This window comes from Pseudomonas sp. T1.Ur (genome assembly GCF_023516725.1).
GTDB classification, from domain to species: domain Bacteria; phylum Pseudomonadota; class Gammaproteobacteria; order Pseudomonadales; family Pseudomonadaceae; genus Aquipseudomonas; species Aquipseudomonas alvandae.
Window position 1 is genome coordinate 3,982,737 of sequence record NZ_JAMGSN010000001.1, and the last position, 20,905, is coordinate 4,003,641.

The window sequence follows — 20,905 nt, forward strand, 5'->3', positions numbered from 1 at the left end:
TCGCGATGAGGCCAGTACAGCCACCCTAGATCCCACAGAGTTCACGCAGCAACCCGGTATCCAGATGCCGCTCCACCAGGTCCGCCAACCGTTCGATATCCCGCTCGCGCAAGCCGTGGTAATCCACCGCCTGTACGTTCTCCAAACCCGACCAACGCAGCAACGCACTGCTGGCCGCCGGCGATTCAAACAGCCCGTGCAGATAAGTCCCGACAATCTGCCCATCCAGGCTCCGAGCGCCATCGCAACGGCCGTCATCGAGATGCACCGCAGCATTTTCCAGAGCGGGGCCGACGGTCACGCCCGCGTGGATCTCATAACCACTGACTTCAGCCTCTTCCAACGCCAGCCGCCCGCGGACATTGCGCAATTGCTTCTCGCGTTCCAGGGTCGTTTCGAATTCCAACAGGCCCAGCCCGGCGCTGGAGCCCGCCGCGCCTTCCAGGCCGAGCGGGTCGTGGACGTGCTGGCCAAGCATCTGCAGACCGCCACAAATGCCCAACAGCTTGCCGCCGTAGCGCAGGTGTCGATGGATCGCCGTTTCCCAGCCATTGGCTCGTAGAAAGGCCAAGTCGCTGCGCACACTTTTGGAACCGGGCAGGATAATCAGGTCCGCCGGCGGGATGACCTGGCCGGGGCCGATGAATTGCAAATCGACTTGCGGATGCAGGCGCAGCGGATCGAAATCGGTGTGGTTGCTGATGCGCGGCAGGACCGGCACCACCACCTTGAGCACGTGTTCGGCCTTGTCGGCCTGACGCTGGTCGAGGCCGTCCTCGGCTTCCAGATGCAGGTCCATCACGTAGGGCAACACGCCGACCACCGGTTTGCCGGTGCGCGCTTCCAACCAGTCCAGGCCGGGCTGAAGCAAGGCCAGATCACCGCGAAAGCGGTTGATGACGAAGCCCTTGACCCGCGCCTGTTCGCTGGGGGACAGCAGCTCCAGGGTGCCGACCAGATGGGCGAATACACCGCCGCGATTGATGTCGGCGATCAGCAACACCGGGCAGTCCACCGCTTCGGCGAAGCCCATGTTGGCGATGTCGCCAGCCCGCAGGTTGATCTCGGCCGGCGACCCGGCGCCCTCCACCATGACGACCGGATACGCGGCGCTCAAGCGTTCATGGGAGGCCAGCACCGCTTGCATCGCGATGGCTTTGTAATCGTGATAGGCCACGGCGTTCATGGTGGTGACGGCGCGGCCATGGATGATGACCTGGGCGCCAGTGTCGCTGTTGGGCTTGAGCAGCACCGGGTTCATGTCGGTGTGCGGTTCGAGGCCGCAGGCCTGGGCCTGGACGGCCTGGGCCCGGCCGATTTCGCCGCCGTCGGCGGTCACTGCGCTGTTGAGGGCCATGTTCTGCGGCTTGAACGGCACCACGCGCACGCCCTGGCGCTTGACCCAGCGGCACAGCGCCGTGACCAGGGTGCTTTTACCGGCATCGGAGGTGGTGCCCTGCACCATCAAGGTCGTCATTGAATGTCCTTGGCGTAGGCCTCGAAAGCCTGTTCGAGGCGCAGGAATTGCGCGTCGTCAGCCGGCAACCCAAAGCGCAGGCTGCTGGTCTCGGTGAAGAGCCGCAGGAGAATGCCGCGATGGGCCATGAAGTCGTAAAGCGCCTGGGCATGTTCGGTGACCAGCCACTGGAACAATGCACAACCGCCCTGGGGCTTGAAGCCGTGGCGTTCCAGCGTCATGGCCAGGCGCTGGCTGGTTTCTTCGCAACGCTCGCGCTGCCGTGCATGGGCTTCGGTGTCGAGCAGACAAGCTTCACCCAAAACCCGGGTCGGCCCGCTGATGGCCCACGGCCCGACTTGCTCGGCGAGCAGCTTCAGCAAACGGCGCTCGGCCAGGACGAACCCCAGGCGAACCCCGGCCAGGCCAAAGAATTTGCCGAACGATCGCAACACGATCAGCCCGACCTGATGGGCATGGGCGCTGAGGCTGAGGTGCGGCGTGATATCCATGAACGCCTCATCCACCACCAGCCAGCCACCACGCTGGGCCAACCGTGCGTGCCAGTCGAGCAAGCGTTCCGGGCTCAGGCTCAGGCCCGTGGGATTGTTCGGATTGACCACCACCAACACGTCGAGGCTGTCGAGGAAGAAGTCCACTTCCGCCTCCAGCACTTCGCGCACGATGTAACCGCAACGGCGCCAGGCTTCGGCGTGCTCGGCGTAACAGGGCGACAAGACGCCGACCTTGCCGGCCCGGCGCAGGCGCGGCAGCAGTTGGATGGCCATCTGCGAACCGGCCACCGGCAGCACATGCGTCGCTTCGTAGTAATCGCAAGCGGCCTGTTCCAATCCATCGTCGGCCTCGGGCAGGCGCGCCCAGGCGCGCAATGGGATAGGCGGAACGTCGAACGGCCAGGGCGCCAGGCCGCTGGACAGGTCGAGCCAGTCGGCCTCGGCAATGCCGTACTGCCGGGAAGCGTTGCGCAGTCGTCCACCATGCTCAAGCATAGAACTCGGCTCCGAGGCAGAGAATCAGCAGCCATAACCATACGCCGCGCTGCACCAATTGCCAGCCACGATCAATGGAATCAGCACTCGCCGGCACGCCTTCGCCCAACGGCGGACGCTGATGCAGTTCGCCGTGATACACCGCCGCGCCCCCCAGTTCCACGCCCAGCGCACCGGCGCCGGCGGCCATCACCGGCCCGGCGTTGGGGCTGTCCCAGGTTGGGCCCTGGGTGCGCCAGCATCTGAGCGCCGGGCGGGTCTTGCCAAGGACGGCGTAGGTCAACGCCACCAACCGCGCGGGAATATAGTTGAGCACATCGTCGATCTTCGCCGCCGCCCAGCCAAAACGCTCGAAGCGCTCGTTGCGATAACCCCACATGGCGTCGAGGGTATTGCTCAAGCGGTACAACACCACGCCGGGCGCACCGGCCACCGCGAACCAGAACAACGCCGCAAACACCGCATCGCTGCCGTTTTCCAGCACCGACTCGGTGGCGGCACGGGCGACAGCGGTTTCGTCCAGCTCAGCCGTCTGGCGACTGACCAGATAACTGACCCGCTGGCGCGCCTCGTCCAGATCCCCACTGCGTAACGCCCGGGCCACCGGCTCGACATGCTCGCCGAGGCTGCGCAGGCCGAGGGCGCAGTACAACGCGAGGATGTCCACCAGCCAGCCCACCAAGGGTGCCCAGGACAGCGCCGTAGCCAGCAAGGTCAAGGGCAGCACGGCGATGATCCACGCCGTGACACCGTGACTGCGCCAGCCACGCCCACCGGAATTGAAACGTTGTTCGATACGGGTGGCGAAACCGCCGAATGCCACCAGCGGATGCCAGCGCCGGGGCTCGCCCAGCAACGCATCCAGCGCCACCGCGGCGGCGCTGAGCAACGCCACGCTCATGGGCGCACTCCCCAGTGATTTTCATAAAGCAGTTCATTAAGCGGACGCGGTTGCGCCCAGCCTTCCAGCGCAAGCATCGGCGCAGGATAAAAGCCCTCGACCGGCCCCAGGCACAAGATCGCCAGCGGCTTGGCGCCAGCCGGCAGGCCCAGCAGATCGGCCAGGGCCTGGGGCTCGAACAACGACACCCAGCCCATCCCCAGTCCCTCGACGCGGGCCGCCAGCCAGAGGTTCTGGATGGCGCAGGACAGCGAGGCCAAATCCATTTCCGGCAAGGTCCGGCGGCCGAAAATGTGCCGCTCCCGGTCGTCCATCAACGCCGCCACCAGGACTTCGGCACAGTCGTTGATGCCATCGACCTTGAGCTTCATGAATTCGTCGCTGCGCTCGCCCAAGGCTTCGGCGGTGCGGATCCGTTCTTCTTCCACCAAGTGCTGGATTTCACCGCGCAAGGCGCGATTGCTGATACGGATGAATCGCCACGGTTGCATCAGCCCGACACTGGGAGCCTGGTGCGCGGCTTCCAGCAGGCGGCGCAGCAATGGCGGCTCGACGGTGCCGCCGCTGAAATGGCGCATGTCGCGGCGTTCGGCGATGGCGCGGTAGACGGCTTCGCGTTCGGCCTGGGAGAAAGTGGTGTTTGTCATGGCCTCTTCGCGAGCAAGCTCGCTCCCACATTAGATTGTGGTGCTGCTGTAGATCCCTGCTCAACCCGATCCCCTGTGGGAGCGAGCTTGCTCGCGAAGGCGGCTTCTCGGTCAGGCGCAAACAACGCGGCAATCGCCCTCGGATTGGACGGAAAATAAAAATGCACGTAGGAAGCCGTCATTCGTCCTTGTCGGAAAACCGCCTCAGCTCCCCGCCCGCCATTGGGGCTGTGCCCGCGGGCAATCGGCTCGAGTCCGGTGCTGGTCAGCGAATGATGGTAGGTATGCCCGCGCAGGGAACCTTCCGGCAAATCCACCGATTGCAGCGCGAGGGCCGCCAGGCGTTTTTGCATCTGCGCATCCCCGGCCAGCAAACCCAGCAATTCGGCGCGGACGCCTTCGACGTCGGTCAACGAATCAAGCAGGTACAGCATGCCGCCGCATTCGGCGAGCAGCGGCTTGCCGGCCGCATGGTGGGCACGGATCGCCGCCAGCATCGGCGCGTTTAGCGCCAGGGCGACGTGGTGCAGTTCGGGATAACCGCCAGGCAGGTAAAGGCTGTCCGCCTTGGGTAACTGGGTATCGTGAATCGGCGAAAAGAAACTCAACTGCGCGCCCATGGCCCGCAGCAGATCGAGGCTCGCGCCGTAAGTGAAGGCAAACGCCTCGTCCCTGGCGACAGCGATGCGCACACCGTCGAGCCACGGCTCAACAACGCTCACCTCCGGAGCCGCGAACTCAACGCTGGGCGGCAGAGCCACTTCACAGCTGCTGGCCAACGCCTCGGCGGCAGCATCCAGGCGAACGTCCAGGTCGTTCAACTCACTGGCCTGGACCAGTCCGAGATGACGGCTTGGCAATTCGATGCCGGTTTCCCGTGACAACGCGCCATACCAACGCAAGCCTTCGGTCAGGCTGCCTTCGAGCAACTGCGCATGACGCAAGGTCCCGACCCGGTTGGCCAAGACCCCGGCGAACGGCAGGTCCGGTTGATAACGCGCCAGGCCCAGGGCCAAGGCGCCGAAGGTCTGGGCCATGGCCGTGCCGTCGATCACCGCGAGTACCGGCACGCCGAAATGCCGCGCCAGGTCGGCGCTGGACGGCGTGCCGTCGAACAGTCCCATCACGCCTTCGATCAGGATCAGGTCCGCTTCCGCGGCGGCTTCCCACAGCAGTCGGCGACTCTCCTGCTCGCCGACCATCCACATGTCCAATTGATAGACCGGCGCGCCACTGGCTCGCTCAAGGATCATCGGATCGAGGAAGTCGGGGCCACACTTGAACACCCGCACCTTGCGCCCCTGGTTGCGATGCAACCGTGCCAGGGCGGCGGTGACGGTGGTCTTGCCCTGGCCGGACGCCGGGGCGGCGACCAACACCGCCGGACAGTGGCGACTGGTCATCGGCGCATCGCTCACAATTCGACGCCTTTCTGCGCCTTGATGCCGGCCTGGAACGCATGCTTGATCATGCCCATTTCGGTCACGGTATCGGCCAACTCGATCATCTCGGGCTTGGCGCCGCGACCGGTCACCACCACATGCTGCATGGGCGGTCGGGCTTGCAGATCGCTCAGGACTTGATCGAGGTCGAGGTAGCCGTGCTTGAGGGCGATGTTCAGTTCATCGAGTACCACCAGGCCAATGGCCGGGTCGCTGAGCAACTGACGCGACACAGCCCAGGCGGCTTCGGCGGCGGCGATGTCGCGCTGGCGGTCCTGGGTTTCCCAGGTGAAGCCTTCGCCCATGACATGAAAGCGCACCTGCTCCGGGAAGCGGCGGAAAAACAGCTCCTCGCCGGTGCTGTTGCGCCCCTTGATGAACTGCACCACGCCGCACTGCATGCCATGGCCCATGGCCCGGGCCAGCATGCCAAACGCCGAACTGCTCTTGCCCTTGCCGTTGCCGGTCAGCACCAGCAGCAGGCCGCACTCGTTCGGCGAGTTGGCGATGCGCTCGTCAATCACGGCTTTCTTGCGCAGCATGCGTGCCAGGTGGCGTTCGTCGCGATCGGGCGTGTCGGTCATGGGGGAGCTCTCCGTTGGGACTGGATAACGGCGGGCGGGCAAAAAGAGGACGGCAATGAGCCTGGCATCGCCCACCGTGATGCCGTTGGATGAATCAGGCCGGTCTCCGGGCTCATGAGCGGCGTAACGCCTGGCTGCGCGCCTTCCCATGTCAATGGACACAGTGGTGAGTGGCCTGTGTGGCGAGTTCTGTCGGTCAACTTCGGCGTCATCCGAACTTGAACTGACGAACCCACCACACAGGCCACAAGCGCAGCGTTGACTCATTTACCGTTGCGGGGGCAGCGCCGGGTTTGTGTGCACGCACCGGCTTCCCTGTTTCACCCTATCGGCAATGCCATAGAGCACCTGAAACAAGCCGCGAAGGTTAGAGGGTTGGGGGTGGAGCGTCAATTAAAGCCGCGACGGCCATCACCTGGGACATTGGCCCGGATCAATAAACTGACGTCAATCTTGTGTGATGCTGCGGCAAGTGATATCAAAGAGACACCATGACCCGATATCACAAGAACAAGAGGGCAAACGCATGCAAGGCATGATCATCAGCAATCCGAACCTGGAATTCCTGCGCCCGGTACTGGAACGCTGGTTCGACTGTATCGACCGCTACAACGCCGTGCGCGGCGATAACGACACACCTTATTGGCACGATGAAAAAGCCAACCTCGGGTTGCTGTCGGCCGCCGCCTGGATGGCTGAGATGGTCACGCTGCAGGACGCGTCCACGCGCAAACAGAACGAAGAAGGCGAACGCAGCGCCCGCGCCGACCTGTTGATTGCCAGTACCGATGAACGCGCCTTCATCCAGGCGACCCAACGCTGGCCGAAGGTCAACAACCTGAACCTGACCCAACCCTTGCTGGAAGCCACCAGCGACGCCAAGCGCATCAGCTATGCCAGCGACTTGAGGCTCGGCTGCCTGTTCGTCGCCCCGCAAAAAAACCAGCAAAGTGCCACGCCGGAAGAACTGCAGGACATGATCGATGACCTGCAGAAAGAAAACACCTGCGCGGTGGCCTGGTATTTTCCCTATGCCTATCGCAAGTTGCGCAACGAAACCGGGCACTATCACCCTGGCGTCGCGGTGCTGTTCAAGCAGGCCCATGGTTAACGCCACACAAAAAACTGTGGGAGCGAGCTTGCTCGCGATGGCGGGTTATCAGTTGCGTCAGGGTCGCCTGACACACCGCTATCGCGAGCAAGCTCGCTCCCACAAGGATCGCTTGGCTGAATGACCACCCACCGTTGAACCATCCCCCGTCTACGCTTCTCTATGAATAACCACATGCATTCATAGGGAAGCCCGCATGCTCAAGCCCTCTCATCTTTTGATCGTCGCCCTTGCTACAGGGCTATTCGCTTGCGGCGAGTCTTCCACCTTGCAGGTTTCCGACGGCATCGGCCCGTCGCCGAAACTGCCCGAGCCGAACAAGACCCTGATCCCCACGGTGAATATCGCCGAAGCCGTCGGCTGGCCGGACGGCGCCAAGCCAACCCCGGCCCAGGGCCTGGACGTCGTGGCGTTCGCCGAGGGGCTGGATCATCCACGCTGGCTCTATGTCCTGCCCAATGGCGATGTACTGGTGGCGGAAACCAACGCACCGCCCAAGCCCGACGATGCCAAGGGCATTCGTGGCTGGGTCATGAAAAAAGTCATGGGACGCGCCGGCGCTGGGGTGCCAAGCCCCAACCGTATTACGTTGCTGCGCGACGCAAACCATGACGGCGTTGCTGAAACCCGGACGATCTTCCTGGAAAATCTCAACTCACCGTTCGGCATGACACTGGTAGGCAGTGACCTGTACGTGGCCGATACTGATCGGTTGATTCGCTTCCCTTATAAGGATGGCGACACGAAGATCACGGCACAGCCGACCAAAGTGGTCGATTTGCCGGGCGGCACGCTCAACCACCACTGGACCAAGAACGTGATCGCCAGCCAGGACGGCAGCAAGTTGTACGTCACCACGGGCTCGAACAGCAACGTTGCGGAAAATGGAATGGAGGCGGAAGAAGGTCGCGCGGCGATCTGGGAGGTGGACCGGGCCAGTGGCGCTCATCGCATTTTCGCCTCGGGCTTGCGCAACCCCAACGGCCTCGCATGGGAGCCCCGCAGTGGCGCGTTGTGGACCGCGGTAAACGAACGGGACGAGATTGGCAGTGACCTGGTGCCGGACTACATCACCTCGGTGAAGGATGGCGGTTTCTACGGTTGGCCCTACAGTTACTACGGGCAGAACGTGGACATCCGGGTCGAACCACAAAACCCCGAGCGGGTGGCCAAGGCTATCGCCCCCGACTATGCCGTCGGCCCCCACACGGCGTCATTGGGCCTGGCCTTCGCCGAAGGCAGCACCTTGCCCGCGCCCTTCACCGAAGGGGCCTTCGTCGGGCAGCACGGCTCCTGGAACCGCAAGCCCCACAGTGGTTATAAAGTGATCTTCGTCCCGTTTAGCGCAGGTAAACCGGTGGGACCACCGGTGGATGTGCTGACAGGTTTTCTCAACGCCGACGAAAAAGCCCAGGGCCGGCCGGTGGGCGTGGTGATTGATAAACAGGGCGGGCTGTTGGTGGCGGATGACGTGGGGAACAAGGTCTGGCGTGTTTCGAAGAACTAAGAACCGGAACCGAACCGTGGCGAGGGAGCTTGCTCCCTCACCACAAGAGCCTCTCCAGCAGAGTCGATCTTCTTAATCGTCAGGGATTACGCGCCAGATGCTCCGGCTGCAACACGCGCTTGGCGCCCAGGTAGGCTTTCTGCCAATAGGCCTTGGACAGGCTGTCCAACTTGACCGTCCCGCCCGTGGCCGGCGCATGGACGAAACGCCCCTCCCCGACATAAATCCCGGCGTGACTGACCTGGGAGCCGCCATTGGTGGCGAAGAAAACCAGGTCGCCGGTCTCCAACGCATCCTTGCCGACCTCCGGCGCTCGCATGCTGATCATTTCCCGGGTGGAACGCGGCAGGGAAATACCGGCGGCGTCACGGTACACGTAGCCGATCAAGCCACTGCAATCGAAACCTGAATCCGGCGTGTTACCACCCCAGCGATAGGGCGTTCCCACAAGCCCCAGCGCGCGAAACAGCACGTCTTCAGCGGCCGGGGACGAAGGTTGGGAGGGAGCGAATACCACCGGAGCCCGCACGGGTGCGGGTGGCGGAGTACGACTGGCACAGGCGCTGAGCAGCGCGGCGAGAAGCATGAGAGCGAGGCGGGCCGACGTCGACATATGCAGAACAATCCTGATCTGGATGCGGCTTTTTCTGCCGTGGAGATGGAAACAAATCCGCCCGCGTAATACGCAGGCGGATTGCCATCAATCAATGATCAAGGATTCTAGCGGCTATGGGGCAAACTTCAAGTAAGACTTTAAGTTTGCCCTACAAACTGTGCGCTTACTTGCGAGCCGTGACCACAGTCGGCGCCATGGCGAGAGCGCGCTTGGCTTCGAGGAAGGTCTTGCTCCAGTAGCTGTCGCCCAGGCTGTCGATTCGCACCCCACCGCTGCGGCGGCTGCTGGAGTGGATGAACTGGTTGTCGCCCAGGTAGATACCGGCGTGGCTGACGCGACCGCGACGACCGTTGGTGCTGAAGAACAGCAGGTCTCCGGGCTCCAGCTGATTGCGTGCTACCAGTGGGGCGTTCACGTTGATCATTTCGCGAGTGGAACGTGGCAGGTTCATGCCGGCCTCTTCGCGGAACAGATAACCGATGAAACCGCTGCAATCGAAGCCGGCTTCAGACGTACCGCCAAAACGATAACGAGTACCGATCAAGGACATGCCACGCTCCAGGATGCTGTCTGCCAGCACTGGAAGCTGATAAGGCTTGCTGCCGGCGAACTCTGCCAGCTCTTTGTCGGTGGCCATTTCTTCCTGGAACGCAACGGAGGAAGACTGGGCGGTTACAGAATTCTTGACCTGTGCTTGTGGCGCTTGCTGGGACACTGGGGAGTGGGCAGCGCAACCGAACAACAGGGTAACGAGTGCGAGAGGCACGAGGGGTGCGAAGCGATTTAGCATGGGCACGACCGTGGCTGAAGTAGTAAAGATGGCGAGACTATGCCTTCTATCGTCCTCATTTGCAAATTCAATCGATGCAAATGTGACTTCTCGGTTTTGCGTTTACATCTAAGCGCTTAAGCCCATTTTGAACTGTGGCGAGGGAGCTTGCTCCCGCTGGGCCGGTCCGACGCCTCGGGCGCAGCGGCCCCTTTTACGAGCGCTTCGCACTCGAGCGGGAGCAAGCTCCCTCGCCACAAAAAATCTCGCCAAAAAAATTTTTACCAGCCCAGTGTTTCTTTCAAAAAAGGAATAGTCAGCTTGCGCTGCGCCTGGAGGGAGGCCTGGTCGAGGCGTTCGAGCAGCTCGAACAACGCGCTCATGCTGCGGGTGCCACGGGTGAGGATAAAATGCCCGACCTCATCGGTCAGGTGCAGGCCACGGCGGGAAGCGCGCAGTTGCAGCGCCCGCAGCTTGTCTTCATCGGAGAGCGGGCGCATCTGGAAAATCAGCGCCAGGGTCAGGCGGGATTTCAAGTCAGCCAGTTTCACCGGCAACTCTCGCGGTGACGTGGATGCAGCGATCAACAAGCGCCGCCCGCTGTCGCGCAACCGGTTGAACAGGTGGAACAGCGCTTCTTCCCAATCAGCCTTGCCGGCCACGGCCTGGAGATCGTCCAGGCAGACCAGTTCGTATTGTTCAAGGTTGTCGAGGATTTCAACGCCACGATCGAGCAGTTCCGCCAGTGGCAGGTAAACCGCCGGCTCGCCCAGTTGTTCGAATCGCAGGCACGCGGCCTGCAGAAGATGCGTGCGCCCTACTCCATCCTTGCCCCACAGGTAGATCAGGCTCTCGGTCCAGCCAGCGTCGGCTTCGCAAAGCCGCTCGACATAGCCGAGTGCAGCGGCATTGGCGCCTGGATAGTAGTTGATGAAGGTGGCGTCATCACGCAGACGCACACCAAGGGGCAGCTGAATCGGTTTCATGCGGACTGAACAGTTCCCAAGGAACCGTTAGGCTTTGTCCGAAAAGTGCCTGCGCGACGATCATGCTGCGTTGAAAACAGGCTCGGAATGCTCATTGACAACCCGTCAACTCCGCTTCCTCGCCTGTTTTCGCCTTGCCTGATCGCCGCTCGGCTACTTTTCGCACGAAAGCCTAGTGGCCTCTGTGTAAAGTTCGCAAAGTTTATACCCGTGACGCGGACCGCACAATGCACCGGACCACGAGGAAAATCAAAGGTTTGCAGCGACAAGGGCGCGCAGCGTCAGTTTCCCTGACACCGCGCGCGCCCTTGGCCTTACAGGTCGGGGTCTTCGACGCCGCTATAGATGTCCGAATCCTTGTACAGATCGTGCACGTGACGCACCAGCACCATGATCACCGCTGCCACCGGCAGCGCCAGCAAAATCCCGGTAAAACCGAACAACTCGCCACCGGCCAGGATCGCGAAGATCACCGCCACCGGATGCAAGCCAATGCGATCGCCTACCAGCAAGGGCGTCAGTACCATGCCTTCCAGGGCCTGTCCGACCATGAACACCGCCACGATGCCGACCATGGGGTACAGGTCGCCGCCGAATTGGAACAGCCCGGCGACCAGCGCCGCGCCGATGCCGATGACAAACCCCATGTAGGGCACGATGGCCGCCAACCCGGCAATCATCCCGATCAACAACCCAAGCTCCAGCCCCACCAGCATCAACCCGGCGGCATAGATGAAGCCCAGCGCCACCATGACGAGCAACTGCCCGCGCACAAAGGCGCCCAGCACCTCATGGCATTCGCCGGTCAGGGTCATGATGCGTTCTTCGCGATGACGCGGCAGCAGGCTGCGGATCTTGGCCATCATCAGGTCCCAGTCACGCAGCAGATAGAAGGCCACCACCGGAATCAGCACCAGGTTCGCCAGCCAGCCAATCAACGCCAGGCTCGAAGCCGTGGCCTGGCTCAACACAACCCCGACGATATCGGTGGTCTGGCCCATGTGCTCGCTGATGGCGGCCTTGACCCTGTCGAATTTCCAGAAGCCGTCCGCCAGCCCCAGCTTCGACTGCACCCATGGCACCGCGCTGTGCTGGAGCCAGTCGAGCATCTGTGGCGCCAGTTCATACAGGCGAAACAGTTGCTTGGCGAGCATGGGAATCAGCACCAGCAACAGGGCGCTGACGATCAAGGTAAACAGCGCGAACACCGCCACTACGCCCCAGGTCCTGGACAGCCCGAGCTTCTCCAGGCGATCCACCACCGGATCGAACAGATAGGCCAACAGCAGCGCAACCAGGAACGGCGTGAGGATCGGGTGCAGCAAGTAGATAAATGCAATCAGCAGGGCGACCCCACCCAACCAGAACCAACGCCGCGTATCGCCCATGAACCACTCCTGACCCTATATAAAGAAGAAACTACCAGCGGAACCGCAGATTGGCCGCCGGCGCTGGTGCTGGCTGGGCGGGCGCAACGGTCCCATCGACGGCGGGCTGGACCGCAGGCGTTGGTGCTACAGCCTCACCGGCGGGGATTTCCTGCAGCTTCGCCAGGGCCAACTGCGCCTTCAACTGCTCGGCACTGCCGTTGACCTTGTAGAAACTCATGTCACCCTCGACCCGTTGCAACTGCCCACCGAACGGTTCGAGCAATCGCCCCAGCGCCGCGTAACGCTCAAGACTCATGCCCCGCACTTCCAGCAACTGCTCGGTCGCCACACCCGGCCTGGCCACGAAGCGTGGTGCCAGGCGCTGGCTCACCGCCAACATGACGGCATCGGCCAACGCCGCTGGATCAGCCCCTTGCGCGCTGCCTTGTTCGCGCTGGTCGCCCAACCACAGGCGCCAAGTCGCTTGCCATTGGCCGCCCTCTTCTTTCGCGTGGACGGCCAGCAAGGCATCGGAGCCATAACGCTCCGAAGCACTGCGCAACGGGGCGGGATCATTGCCTTCCAGGTTGGGTGCCGTCGCGACAATCTGCTCGCTCAGGTCCGCCAGCGGCAAGTGCAACGGCAAACCCCGGTGCTGGGAGGCACGGCGCAGCGGCGTAGCGCTGCCTTGCCCATCCCCCACCAAGCTGGAACCTTCCGCCGAATCATTCAGCCACCAGGCCAGGATCGAAGGACGATTCGCTCCCCAAAGCGATAGACCCGCCGAGCGCAACGCGCGATCGGTGCTGGCGGGATCGAAATCGACCTGCAGGCTCTCAGGCGGACCGGCATCGTAGCCATATTGAAGAATGATTTGCTGCGGGTCCTTGCGGATCGACGCCAGGCCTGGGTTCTGCGCGGCCTTGGTGTCACCGGTCAGGCGCAGCACCAAGGTGTCCAGGGCTCGCAATGTCGCCTGGTTACGCTCGTCCGGCGCCTGGCTGCTGACCGGCTCACGCACCTGGTAAAGGTTATTGAGGGTTTCGGCATGGCTCGCGAGGCTGATCAGCGACAAGCAGCCAACAGGCAAGAATTTGAACAAACGCATGGAAGATTCCCGGACATAACGGCTGCCACCGGCCGTGTGGAGAAGATTGAGCATGGCTGTGACACGGCACCTGGCAAAACATTCACCTGCCCGATGCAAGTTTCCACGGTCATAACCATAGTCGCTTACCGCTACACCTTATACAGACGCGTCGCACAGTACCAATACAAGAAATATCGGTTTTTTTTGGCGGATATGTCCCTGCCCGTCGGCACGAGGATGGCCGCTGCTCCACAAGCCTGATAAAATCGCGCGCCTTCGCAGACCGGCAATGGCTGGGCACCCGGAATAATTCGTACAACGGTTATTCAACGGCCCCGGCGATCGGTCGTTACCCAGAAATCCCCCCTTTAAAGGCCTGGATCATGAGCAAGCAACCCTCCCTGAGCTACAAGGACGCCGGTGTAGACATCGACGCCGGTGAAGCATTGGTCGAACGCATCAAGAGCGTCGCCAAGCGCACCGCGCGCCCGGAAGTCATGGGCGGCCTGGGCGGTTTCGGCGCCCTCTGCGAGATCCCGGCCGGTTACAAGCAACCGGTCCTGGTCTCGGGCACCGACGGCGTCGGCACCAAGCTGCGCCTGGCCTTGAACCTGAACAAGCACGACAGCATCGGCATCGACCTGGTGGCCATGTGCGTGAACGACCTGGTGGTCTGCGGCGCCGAACCGCTGTTCTTCCTTGACTACTACGCCACCGGCAAGCTGAACGTCGACACCGCTGCCCAGGTCGTGACCGGTATCGGCGCCGGCTGCGAGCTGTCCGGTTGCTCCCTGGTCGGCGGCGAAACCGCTGAAATGCCTGGCATGTACGAAGGCGAAGACTACGACCTGGCCGGCTTCTGCGTCGGCGTCGTGGAAAAAGCCGAGATCATCGACGGTTCGAAAGTCGCGGCTGGCGATGCCCTGCTCGCCCTGCCGTCCTCCGGTCCGCACTCCAACGGCTACTCGCTGATCCGCAAGATCATCGAAGTGTCCGGCGCCGACATCGAGAACACCCAGCTCGACGGCAAGCCGCTGGCCGACCTGCTGATGGCCCCGACCCGCATCTACGTCAAGCCGTTGCTCAAGCTGATCAAGGACACCGGCGCCGTCAAGGCGATGGCCCACATCACTGGCGGCGGCCTGCTGGACAACATCCCGCGCGTGCTGCCAAAAGGCGCCCAGGCCGTGGTCGACGTGGCGAGCTGGACCCGCCCGGCGGTATTCGACTGGCTGCAAGAAAAAGGCAACGTCGATGAAACCGAAATGCACCGCGTGCTGAACTGCGGCGTGGGCATGGTCATCTGCGTGGCCCAGGAGCACGTCGAAACCGCCCTGAACGTATTGCGTGAAGCCGGCGAACAGCCTTGGGTCATCGGCCAGATCGCCACTGCGGCGGAAGGCGCGGCACAAGTCGAGCTGAAAAATCTTAAGGCACATTGATGCACGAGCAGATGCCTGCAACCTGTAACGTCGTGGTGCTGCTGTCCGGCACCGGCAGTAACCTGCAGGCCCTGATCGATAGCACGCGGACCGGCGACAGCCCGGTCCGCATCCGCGCGGTGATCTCCAACCGCGCCGATGCCTACGGCCTGCAACGCGCCAAGGATGCGGGAATCGACACCCGCGTCCTGGATCACAAGGCGTTCGAGGGCCGCGAAGCCTTCGACGCCGCGTTGATCGAACAGATCGACACCTTCAATCCGCAACTGGTCGTACTCGCAGGCTTCATGCGCATTCTCAGCGCTGGCTTCGTGCGGCACTACCAGGGACGCCTGTTCAATATCCACCCCTCGCTGCTGCCCAAATACAAAGGGTTACACACTCACCAGCGAGCGCTGGAGGCCGGAGACACGGAGCATGGCTGCTCGGTGCACTTTGTCACCGAGGAACTCGATGGCGGACCACTGGTCGTACAGGCAGTAATACCGGTAGAGTTGCACGACACGCCGCAAAGCCTGGCGCAACGGGTCCATGCCCGCGAGCACCAGATCTACCCGATGGCCGTGCGTTGGTTTGCCGAAGGACGGCTGACCCTCGACGATCGCGGTGCTTCACTGGACGGCCAATTGCTCGCCGCCAGCGGCCATTTGATTCGATACTAGGAGATTTTATGCGTCGCGCCCTGCTCTTCGCTTGCGCTCTGCTTGCCTTGCCCCTGGCACAGGCCGCAGACCTTCAACCGTTCTCCGCCAGCTACACCGCCGACTGGAAACAGTTGCCCATGAGCGGAACCGCCGAGCGCAGCCTGACCAAGGAGGCAAACGGTACCTGGAAGCTGAGCTTCAAGGCTTCGATGATGATCGCCAGCCTGACCGAAGAAAGCACCCTGACGCTGGACAAGGACACGTTGCTTCCGCAGTCCTATCACTTCGAGCGCGGTGGCCTGGGCAAGGCCAAGAAGGCCGACCTGGACTTCGACTGGAACACCAAGATGGTCACCGGCACCGATCGCGGTGACGCGGTCAAGATCCCGCTGAACCGGGGCATGGTCGACAAGTCAACCTATCAACTTGCCCTGCAGCATGACGTGGCGGCCGGCAAGAAAAGCATGAGCTATCAGGTCGTCGATGATGGCGAAATCGATACCTATGATTTCCGCGTGCTGGGCTCGGAAAAAGTCGACACCAAGGCCGGCCAGATCGACGCGATCAAGGTCGAGCGCGTGCGCGACCCGACACAGAGCAAGCGCATCACCGTGCTCTGGTTCGCCAAGGACTGGGACTACCTGCTGGTGCGCCTGCAACAGGTCGAGACCGACGGCAAGGAGTACAACATCATGCTCCAGGACGGCACGGTCAACGGCAAGGCTGTGAAAGGCAGCTGATCCCGCGGCGATAACACGAAGCCCCGCAAATGCGGGGCTTTTTGTTGCCGGATTTCAACCCGGCCGATGGGCCTGTGGGAGTAAACCTGTGGGAGCGAGCTTGCTCCGGGCGGCGATCCGACGATAGCGCCGGATCAGCCAACTCCACTATCAACTGACACACAGTTATCGCGAGCAAGCTCGCTCCCACAGGTTTTATTTGCGCTCACGCCTGGCGACATGAAATCTTTTTCATGAACACCACCTGCGACCGAATGCCGCGCCCTGCCTGGCCTGCAGGATGGTTGCGCTTTCCATGAAAACTTCTTAACGAACCGGGGCATTTACTTAGCACGCTACCAAAATCTATAACAAAGTCCTGCACACGCCTTGCTGCAGATAACAGAGATTGGAGCTTGCAAGATGACTGTGAAAGTAACTGAACGCGACGACGCCCATATGTCCCACGAAGGCATTGCCGCCGGCATCCGGATCTGGGACGTGCATCAACAGGACATGCTGGTAGGGATGTTCCACTCCGAGACGGACGCCCACAGCTACAAGGCCGAGCTGGAGCGTGAGGAGCGGCAGCGCTTGCGTGAGACCGCGCAATCCTGAACACACAAAACACCTGTGGGAGCGAGCTTGCTCGCGATAGCGGGGCATCAGCCAACATCTCTGTCACTGATAGACCGCCATCGCGAGCAAGCTCGCTCCCACAGGTTTTGTGTTTCAACTCAATGGCATTGCGCCCTGCTTACCACATCAAATCATCAGGAATCTGATACGCCGCGTACGGATCATCGGCATCCACTTCTTCGGTCTGGGTGTTGAGCTGGACGATGCGCTTGGGGTCGCGCTCCTGGATCTTCAGGGCGGCCTCACGCGGGATCACTTCGTAGCCGCCGGCATGGTGAACGATCGCCAGGGAGCCGCTGCTCAGCTTGTTGCGCATCAGCGTATTGACCGAGATGCGCTTGACCTTCTTGTCGTCGACAAAATTGTAGTAGTCCTCAGTGGTCAACTTCGGCAGGCGCGAGACTTCGATCAATTGCTTGATCTGCGCAGCCCGGGCTTTCTGCTCGGCCTTTTCCTGCTGCTGGCGATTGAGTTCCTGGTCGCGCTTGACCTTCTCGGCCATGGCTTCCTGGGCAGCACGTTGCTGGGAATCATCCAGCTCGATCTGGCCTTTGTGGGCCAGGCGTTGCTGTTTCTGTTTCTCTTTGCCGACCTGCTTGGCCTGCTTTTGGTTGACCAGCCCTGCTTTGAGCAACTGGTCGCGAAGGGAAAGGCTCATGGTGCTTACTCACTTAGGCAACGGCCTCAGCCACAGCTGGGCAAATTCTTTTCCTGACGTTTGGCTTCGCCCCACAAGGCGTCCAACTCTTCGAGGGTGCAATCTTCCATGGGACGGTGGGTGTCGCGCAATGCCTGTTCGATAAATCGGAAACGCCGCTCGAACTTTGCGTTGGCGCCACGCAGGGCTGTCTCCGGGTCCACCTTGAGGTGTCGCGCCAGGTTGACCACGCTGAACAACAGATCGCCCACCTCATCGCTGATGGCCGCGGGATCGTTGTCCGCCATGGCTTCAAGCACTTCGTCCAGCTCTTCCCTGACCTTGTCGAGAACCGGCAACGGCCCCGGCCAGTCGAAACCCACCTGGCCGGCACGCTTCTGCAGTTTTGCCGAACGGGACAAGGCCGGCAGCGCCGCCGGGACGTCGTCGAGCAAGGACAATTGCTCGGGCGCCGAAGCCTTCTCGGCGCGCTCTTCGGCCTTGATTTCTTCCCAGCGCTGCTTGACCTGCTCTTCGCTCAGGCGCGGGATATCCACGGGCGCGTAGAGGTCTGCGGTCGGGAATACGTGGGGATGGCGACGAATCAGCTTGCGGGTGATGCTGTCGACCACGCCGGCGAATTCGAAACGGTTCTCTTCCCGGGCCAGCTGGCTGTAATACACCACCTGGAACAGCAAGTCGCCCAATTCGCCCTGCAAGTGATCGAAATCGCCGCGCTCGATCGCATCGGCCACTTCATAGGCTTCTTCCAGGGTATGGGGGACGATGGTGGCGTAGGTTTGCTTGATGTCCCACGGGCACCCGTATTGCGGGTCCCGCAGGCGATTCATCAGGTGGAGCAGGTCTTCGAGGCTGTACATCAATCCATCCCGTCACAAAAAAGCCCTGTGGGAGCGAGCTTGCTCGCGATTGCGGTGGGTCAGATAACCTTGATGCGTCTGATATACCGCTATCGCGAGCAAGCTCGCTCCCACATAAACCAAGACAACCAGCGCTTAACCTGGTGTCCGGTTACGCCGCGTCTCGATGATGTTCGGCAACTGGGAAATCCGCCCCAGCAACCGCCCCAATGCATCCAGCCCCGGAATCTCGATGGTGAGGGACATCAGCGCGGTGTTGTCTTCCTTGTTCGAGCGGGTGTTGACCGCGAGCACGTTGATGCGCTCGTTGAGCAATACCTGGGACACGTCGCGCAGCAGGCCGGAGCGGTCGTACGCGCGGATGATGATGTCCACCGGGTAGGTGAGCACCGGTACCGGGCCCCAACTGACCTGGATGATCCGTTCCGGTTCGCGCCCTGCCAGTTGCAGCACCGAGGCACAGTCCTGGCGGTGAATACTCACGCCACGGCCCTGGGTGATGTAGCCGACGATCGCATCCCCCGGCAACGGCTGGCAGCAGCCGGCCATCTGGGTCATCAGGTTGCCCACGCCCTGGATCTGGATGTCGCCGCGCTTGCCAGGCTTGTAGCCCGTGGCCTTGCGCGGGATCAGCTCCAGTTGTTCATTGCCGCGCTCCGGCTCCACCAGTTGCTGGGCGAGGTTGACCAATTGCGCCAGGCGCAGGTCGCCGGCACCGAGGGCCGCGAACATGTCCTCGGCAGTCTTCATGTTGGCTTTTTCGGCCAGCTTGTCGAAGTCCACCTGCGGCAGGCCCAGGCGACTCAACTCGCGTTCGAGCAAGGTCTTGCCGGCGGCGACGTTCTGGTCGCGGGCCTGCAATTTGAACCAATGGACAATTTTTGCCCGCGCCCGGGAAGTGGTGATGTAGCCCAGGTTCGGGTTCAACCAGTCGCGGCTCGGCGTGCCGTGCTTGCTGGTGATGATCTCGACCTGCTCACCGGTCTGCAGGCTGTAGTTGAGCGGCACGATCCGCCCGTTGATCTTGGCACCACGGCAGTTGTGGCCGATCTCGGTGTGGACCCGGTAAGCGAAGTCCAGCGGCGTCGCACCCTTCGGCAAGTCGATCGCATGGCCGTCGGGCGTGAAGATGTAGACCCGGTCAGGTTCGATATCGACCCGCAGCTGTTCCGCCAGGCCGCCGATATCACCCAGTTCCTCGTGCCATTCCAGCACCTGGCGCAACCAGGAGATTTTCTCTTCGTAATGGTTGGAGCCGGACTTGACGTCGGTGCCCTTGTATTTCCAGTGGGCGCAGACGCCCAGCTCGGCTTCTTCGTGCATGGCGTGGGTGCGGATCTGCACTTCCAGTACCTTGCCCTCGGGACCGATCACCGCGGTGTGCAACGAGCGATAGCCGTTTTCCTTGGGGTTGGCGATGTAGTCGTCGAACTCCTTCGGAATGTGCCGCCATAAGGTGTGGACGATCCCCAGCGCGGTGTAGCAGTCGCGCATTTCCGGAACCAGCACACGAACGGCGCGAACGTCATAGATCTGGCTGAATTCCAGCCCTTTGCGCTGCATTTTTCGCCAGATCGAATAGATGTGCTTGGCGCGGCCACTGATATCGGCTTCCACACCGGTGGCCTGCAGTTCTTCGCGCAACTGAGTCATCACATCGGTGATGAAGCGCTCGCGATCCAGGCGTCGCTCATGCAGCAGCTTGGCGATCTGCTTGTATTGGTCGGGTTCCAGGTAGCGGAAGGACAAATCTTCCAGCTCCCACTTGATATGACCGATACCGAGGCGGTGGGCCAGCGGTGCATAGATGTCGAAAACTTCCCGGGCAACGCGATTGCGCTTCTCGTCGTCGGCGGATTTCACGGCACGGATCGCGCAGGTGCGCTCGGCCAGCTTGATCAATGCGACGCGCACGTCGTCAACCATCGCCACCAACATCTTGCGCAGGTTTTCCACCTGGCCCTGGGTGCCCAGCACCATGGACTGGCGCGGGCTGAGGCTGGCGCTGATCGCCGCCATGCGCAGCACGCCGTCGATCAGCTTGGCGACCACGGTGCCGAAGCGCTGGCTGACCACTGGCAACTGGATCTGCCCTTCGCGCACGCCACGGTACAGCACCGCGGCGACCAGTGAATCCTGGTCCAGCTTGAGGTCGGCGAGAATTTCCGCGATCTCGAGGCCCGTCTGGAAACTCGACGTGCCTTCGGACCACAGGTTCTTCGCCGCGTTGTGTTGCTGTTCCGCCTCGCGAGCGAACTCGCAGGCGGCCTTCAAGGCTTCGCGATCCAGTGCCGTGTCGATACTGACCGCGTGATCGAGCCAAGCCTCGAGATTGATACTGCCGTCGGTGTTGATCGGCTGGTGTGCTCTCACCTGTACCATCTTTACTTACCTTCCCTACGACGCAGATTCAATGCGTCAACATCGCTGACCTTCGTTGCCCGTGTTTCCGCC

The 20,905-nt window shown here is 62.0% G+C and carries 20 protein-coding genes and 1 riboswitch; of the genes, 6 read left to right on the plus strand and 14 right to left on the minus strand.

Annotated features, from left to right (window positions below):
• Positions 1–25: 25 nt before the first annotated feature.
• Genes M8Q45_RS17700 through cobO form a run of 6 tightly spaced genes read right to left on the minus strand, consistent with a single transcriptional unit; the run spans position 26 to position 6,040 of the window.
• Complete coding sequence (locus M8Q45_RS17700; RefSeq protein WP_249875785.1) at positions 26–1,477, minus strand: cobyric acid synthase; 1,452 nt, start codon at positions 1,475–1,477, stop codon at positions 26–28.
• Positions 1,474–2,466 carry a threonine-phosphate decarboxylase CobD gene (cobD, locus tag M8Q45_RS17705; protein ID WP_249875786.1) on the minus strand — a complete coding sequence of 331 codons (993 nt, stop codon included), beginning with the start codon at positions 2,464–2,466 and terminating at the stop codon, positions 1,474–1,476. The genes M8Q45_RS17700 and cobD overlap by 4 nt, the downstream gene beginning before the upstream one ends.
• Positions 2,459–3,367, minus strand: coding sequence for an adenosylcobinamide-phosphate synthase CbiB (gene cbiB, locus M8Q45_RS17710; RefSeq protein ID WP_249875787.1), 909 nt, complete (start codon positions 3,365–3,367; stop codon positions 2,459–2,461). The genes cobD and cbiB overlap by 8 nt, the downstream gene beginning before the upstream one ends.
• Positions 3,364–4,014 (minus strand): 5,6-dimethylbenzimidazole synthase, encoded by a 651-nt coding sequence (gene bluB, locus M8Q45_RS17715; RefSeq protein WP_249875788.1) that lies wholly within the window; start codon positions 4,012–4,014, stop codon positions 3,364–3,366. The genes cbiB and bluB overlap by 4 nt, the downstream gene beginning before the upstream one ends.
• Positions 4,011–5,417 (minus strand): cobyrinic acid a,c-diamide synthase CobB, encoded by a 1,407-nt coding sequence (locus M8Q45_RS17720; RefSeq protein ID WP_249875789.1) that lies wholly within the window; start codon positions 5,415–5,417, stop codon positions 4,011–4,013. Before M8Q45_RS17720 ends, bluB begins: the two co-directional genes overlap by 4 nt.
• Before the next feature lie 11 nt (positions 5,418–5,428).
• Complete coding sequence (gene cobO / locus M8Q45_RS17725) at positions 5,429–6,040, minus strand: cob(I)yrinic acid a,c-diamide adenosyltransferase (protein WP_030142392.1); 612 nt, start codon at positions 6,038–6,040, stop codon at positions 5,429–5,431.
• A gap of 80 nt (positions 6,041–6,120) precedes the next feature.
• Positions 6,121–6,407: riboswitch (cobalamin riboswitch) on the minus strand.
• A 159-nt stretch (positions 6,408–6,566) separates the two neighbouring features.
• Between cobO and M8Q45_RS17730 the strand changes: the two genes are divergently transcribed.
• Both M8Q45_RS17730 and M8Q45_RS17735 read left to right on the plus strand, forming a co-directional pair.
• Complete coding sequence (locus M8Q45_RS17730; protein ID WP_249875790.1) at positions 6,567–7,151, plus strand: hypothetical protein; 585 nt, start codon at positions 6,567–6,569, stop codon at positions 7,149–7,151.
• A 196-nt stretch (positions 7,152–7,347) separates the two neighbouring features.
• Entirely contained in the window at positions 7,348–8,658 is a 1,311-nt protein-coding gene (locus tag M8Q45_RS17735) for a PQQ-dependent sugar dehydrogenase (RefSeq protein ID WP_249875791.1), read from the plus strand.
• A 79-nt stretch (positions 8,659–8,737) separates the two neighbouring features.
• Here the strand turns inward: M8Q45_RS17735 and M8Q45_RS17740 are convergent, their stop codons facing one another.
• The 5 genes from M8Q45_RS17740 to M8Q45_RS17760 all read right to left on the minus strand — a co-directional run bounded on the left by M8Q45_RS17740 (position 8,738) and on the right by M8Q45_RS17760 (position 13,507).
• Positions 8,738–9,271: a C40 family peptidase gene (locus M8Q45_RS17740; RefSeq protein WP_030142395.1), complete on the minus strand. Its 534-nt coding sequence runs from the start codon at positions 9,269–9,271 to the stop codon at positions 8,738–8,740.
• Between the two features lie 166 nt (positions 9,272–9,437).
• Complete coding sequence (locus M8Q45_RS17745) at positions 9,438–10,064, minus strand: C40 family peptidase (RefSeq protein WP_181288502.1); 627 nt, start codon at positions 10,062–10,064, stop codon at positions 9,438–9,440.
• 260 nt (positions 10,065–10,324) lie between these two features.
• Complete coding sequence (gene hda / locus M8Q45_RS17750; protein ID WP_003178999.1) at positions 10,325–11,029, minus strand: DnaA regulatory inactivator Hda; 705 nt, start codon at positions 11,027–11,029, stop codon at positions 10,325–10,327.
• Between the two features lie 314 nt (positions 11,030–11,343).
• Positions 11,344–12,417 (minus strand): AI-2E family transporter, encoded by a 1,074-nt coding sequence (locus tag M8Q45_RS17755; RefSeq protein WP_030142397.1) that lies wholly within the window; start codon positions 12,415–12,417, stop codon positions 11,344–11,346.
• A 31-nt stretch (positions 12,418–12,448) separates the two neighbouring features.
• The gene (locus tag M8Q45_RS17760; protein ID WP_249875792.1) at positions 12,449–13,507 is read right to left on the minus strand and encodes a DUF2066 domain-containing protein; all 1,059 of its coding nucleotides are present in this window, start codon (positions 13,505–13,507) and stop codon (positions 12,449–12,451) included.
• 365 nt (positions 13,508–13,872) lie between these two features.
• Here M8Q45_RS17760 and purM point away from each other — a divergent pair, with 365 nt between their 5' ends.
• The 4 genes from purM to M8Q45_RS17780 all read left to right on the plus strand — a co-directional run bounded on the left by purM (position 13,873) and on the right by M8Q45_RS17780 (position 16,912).
• Positions 13,873–14,931: a phosphoribosylformylglycinamidine cyclo-ligase gene (gene purM / locus M8Q45_RS17765; RefSeq protein WP_003204658.1), complete on the plus strand. Its 1,059-nt coding sequence runs from the start codon at positions 13,873–13,875 to the stop codon at positions 14,929–14,931.
• Positions 14,932–14,942: 11 nt separating this feature from the next.
• Entirely contained in the window at positions 14,943–15,593 is a 651-nt protein-coding gene (purN, locus tag M8Q45_RS17770) for a phosphoribosylglycinamide formyltransferase (RefSeq protein WP_030142401.1), read from the plus strand.
• An 8-nt stretch (positions 15,594–15,601) separates the two neighbouring features.
• Positions 15,602–16,315 carry a DUF3108 domain-containing protein gene (locus M8Q45_RS17775; RefSeq protein WP_030142402.1) on the plus strand — a complete coding sequence of 238 codons (714 nt, stop codon included), beginning with the start codon at positions 15,602–15,604 and terminating at the stop codon, positions 16,313–16,315.
• 402 nt (positions 16,316–16,717) lie between these two features.
• Positions 16,718–16,912, plus strand: coding sequence for a hypothetical protein (locus M8Q45_RS17780; RefSeq protein WP_181288507.1), 195 nt, complete (start codon positions 16,718–16,720; stop codon positions 16,910–16,912).
• Positions 16,913–17,051: 139 nt separating this feature from the next.
• Here M8Q45_RS17780 and M8Q45_RS17785 read toward each other — a convergent pair whose 3' ends face one another.
• The 3 genes from M8Q45_RS17785 to relA form a co-directional block, all read right to left on the minus strand.
• Positions 17,052–17,591 carry a DUF2058 domain-containing protein gene (locus M8Q45_RS17785; protein WP_030142404.1) on the minus strand — a complete coding sequence of 180 codons (540 nt, stop codon included), beginning with the start codon at positions 17,589–17,591 and terminating at the stop codon, positions 17,052–17,054.
• Positions 17,592–17,617: 26 nt separating this feature from the next.
• On the minus strand, positions 17,618–18,451 hold the full coding sequence (gene mazG / locus M8Q45_RS17790; RefSeq protein WP_249875793.1) for a nucleoside triphosphate pyrophosphohydrolase: 834 nt from the start codon (positions 18,449–18,451) through the stop codon (positions 17,618–17,620).
• Positions 18,452–18,586: 135 nt separating this feature from the next.
• The gene (gene relA, locus M8Q45_RS17795; protein ID WP_181288509.1) at positions 18,587–20,833 is read right to left on the minus strand and encodes a GTP diphosphokinase; all 2,247 of its coding nucleotides are present in this window, start codon (positions 20,831–20,833) and stop codon (positions 18,587–18,589) included.
• Between the last annotated feature and the right edge of the window lie 72 nt (positions 20,834–20,905).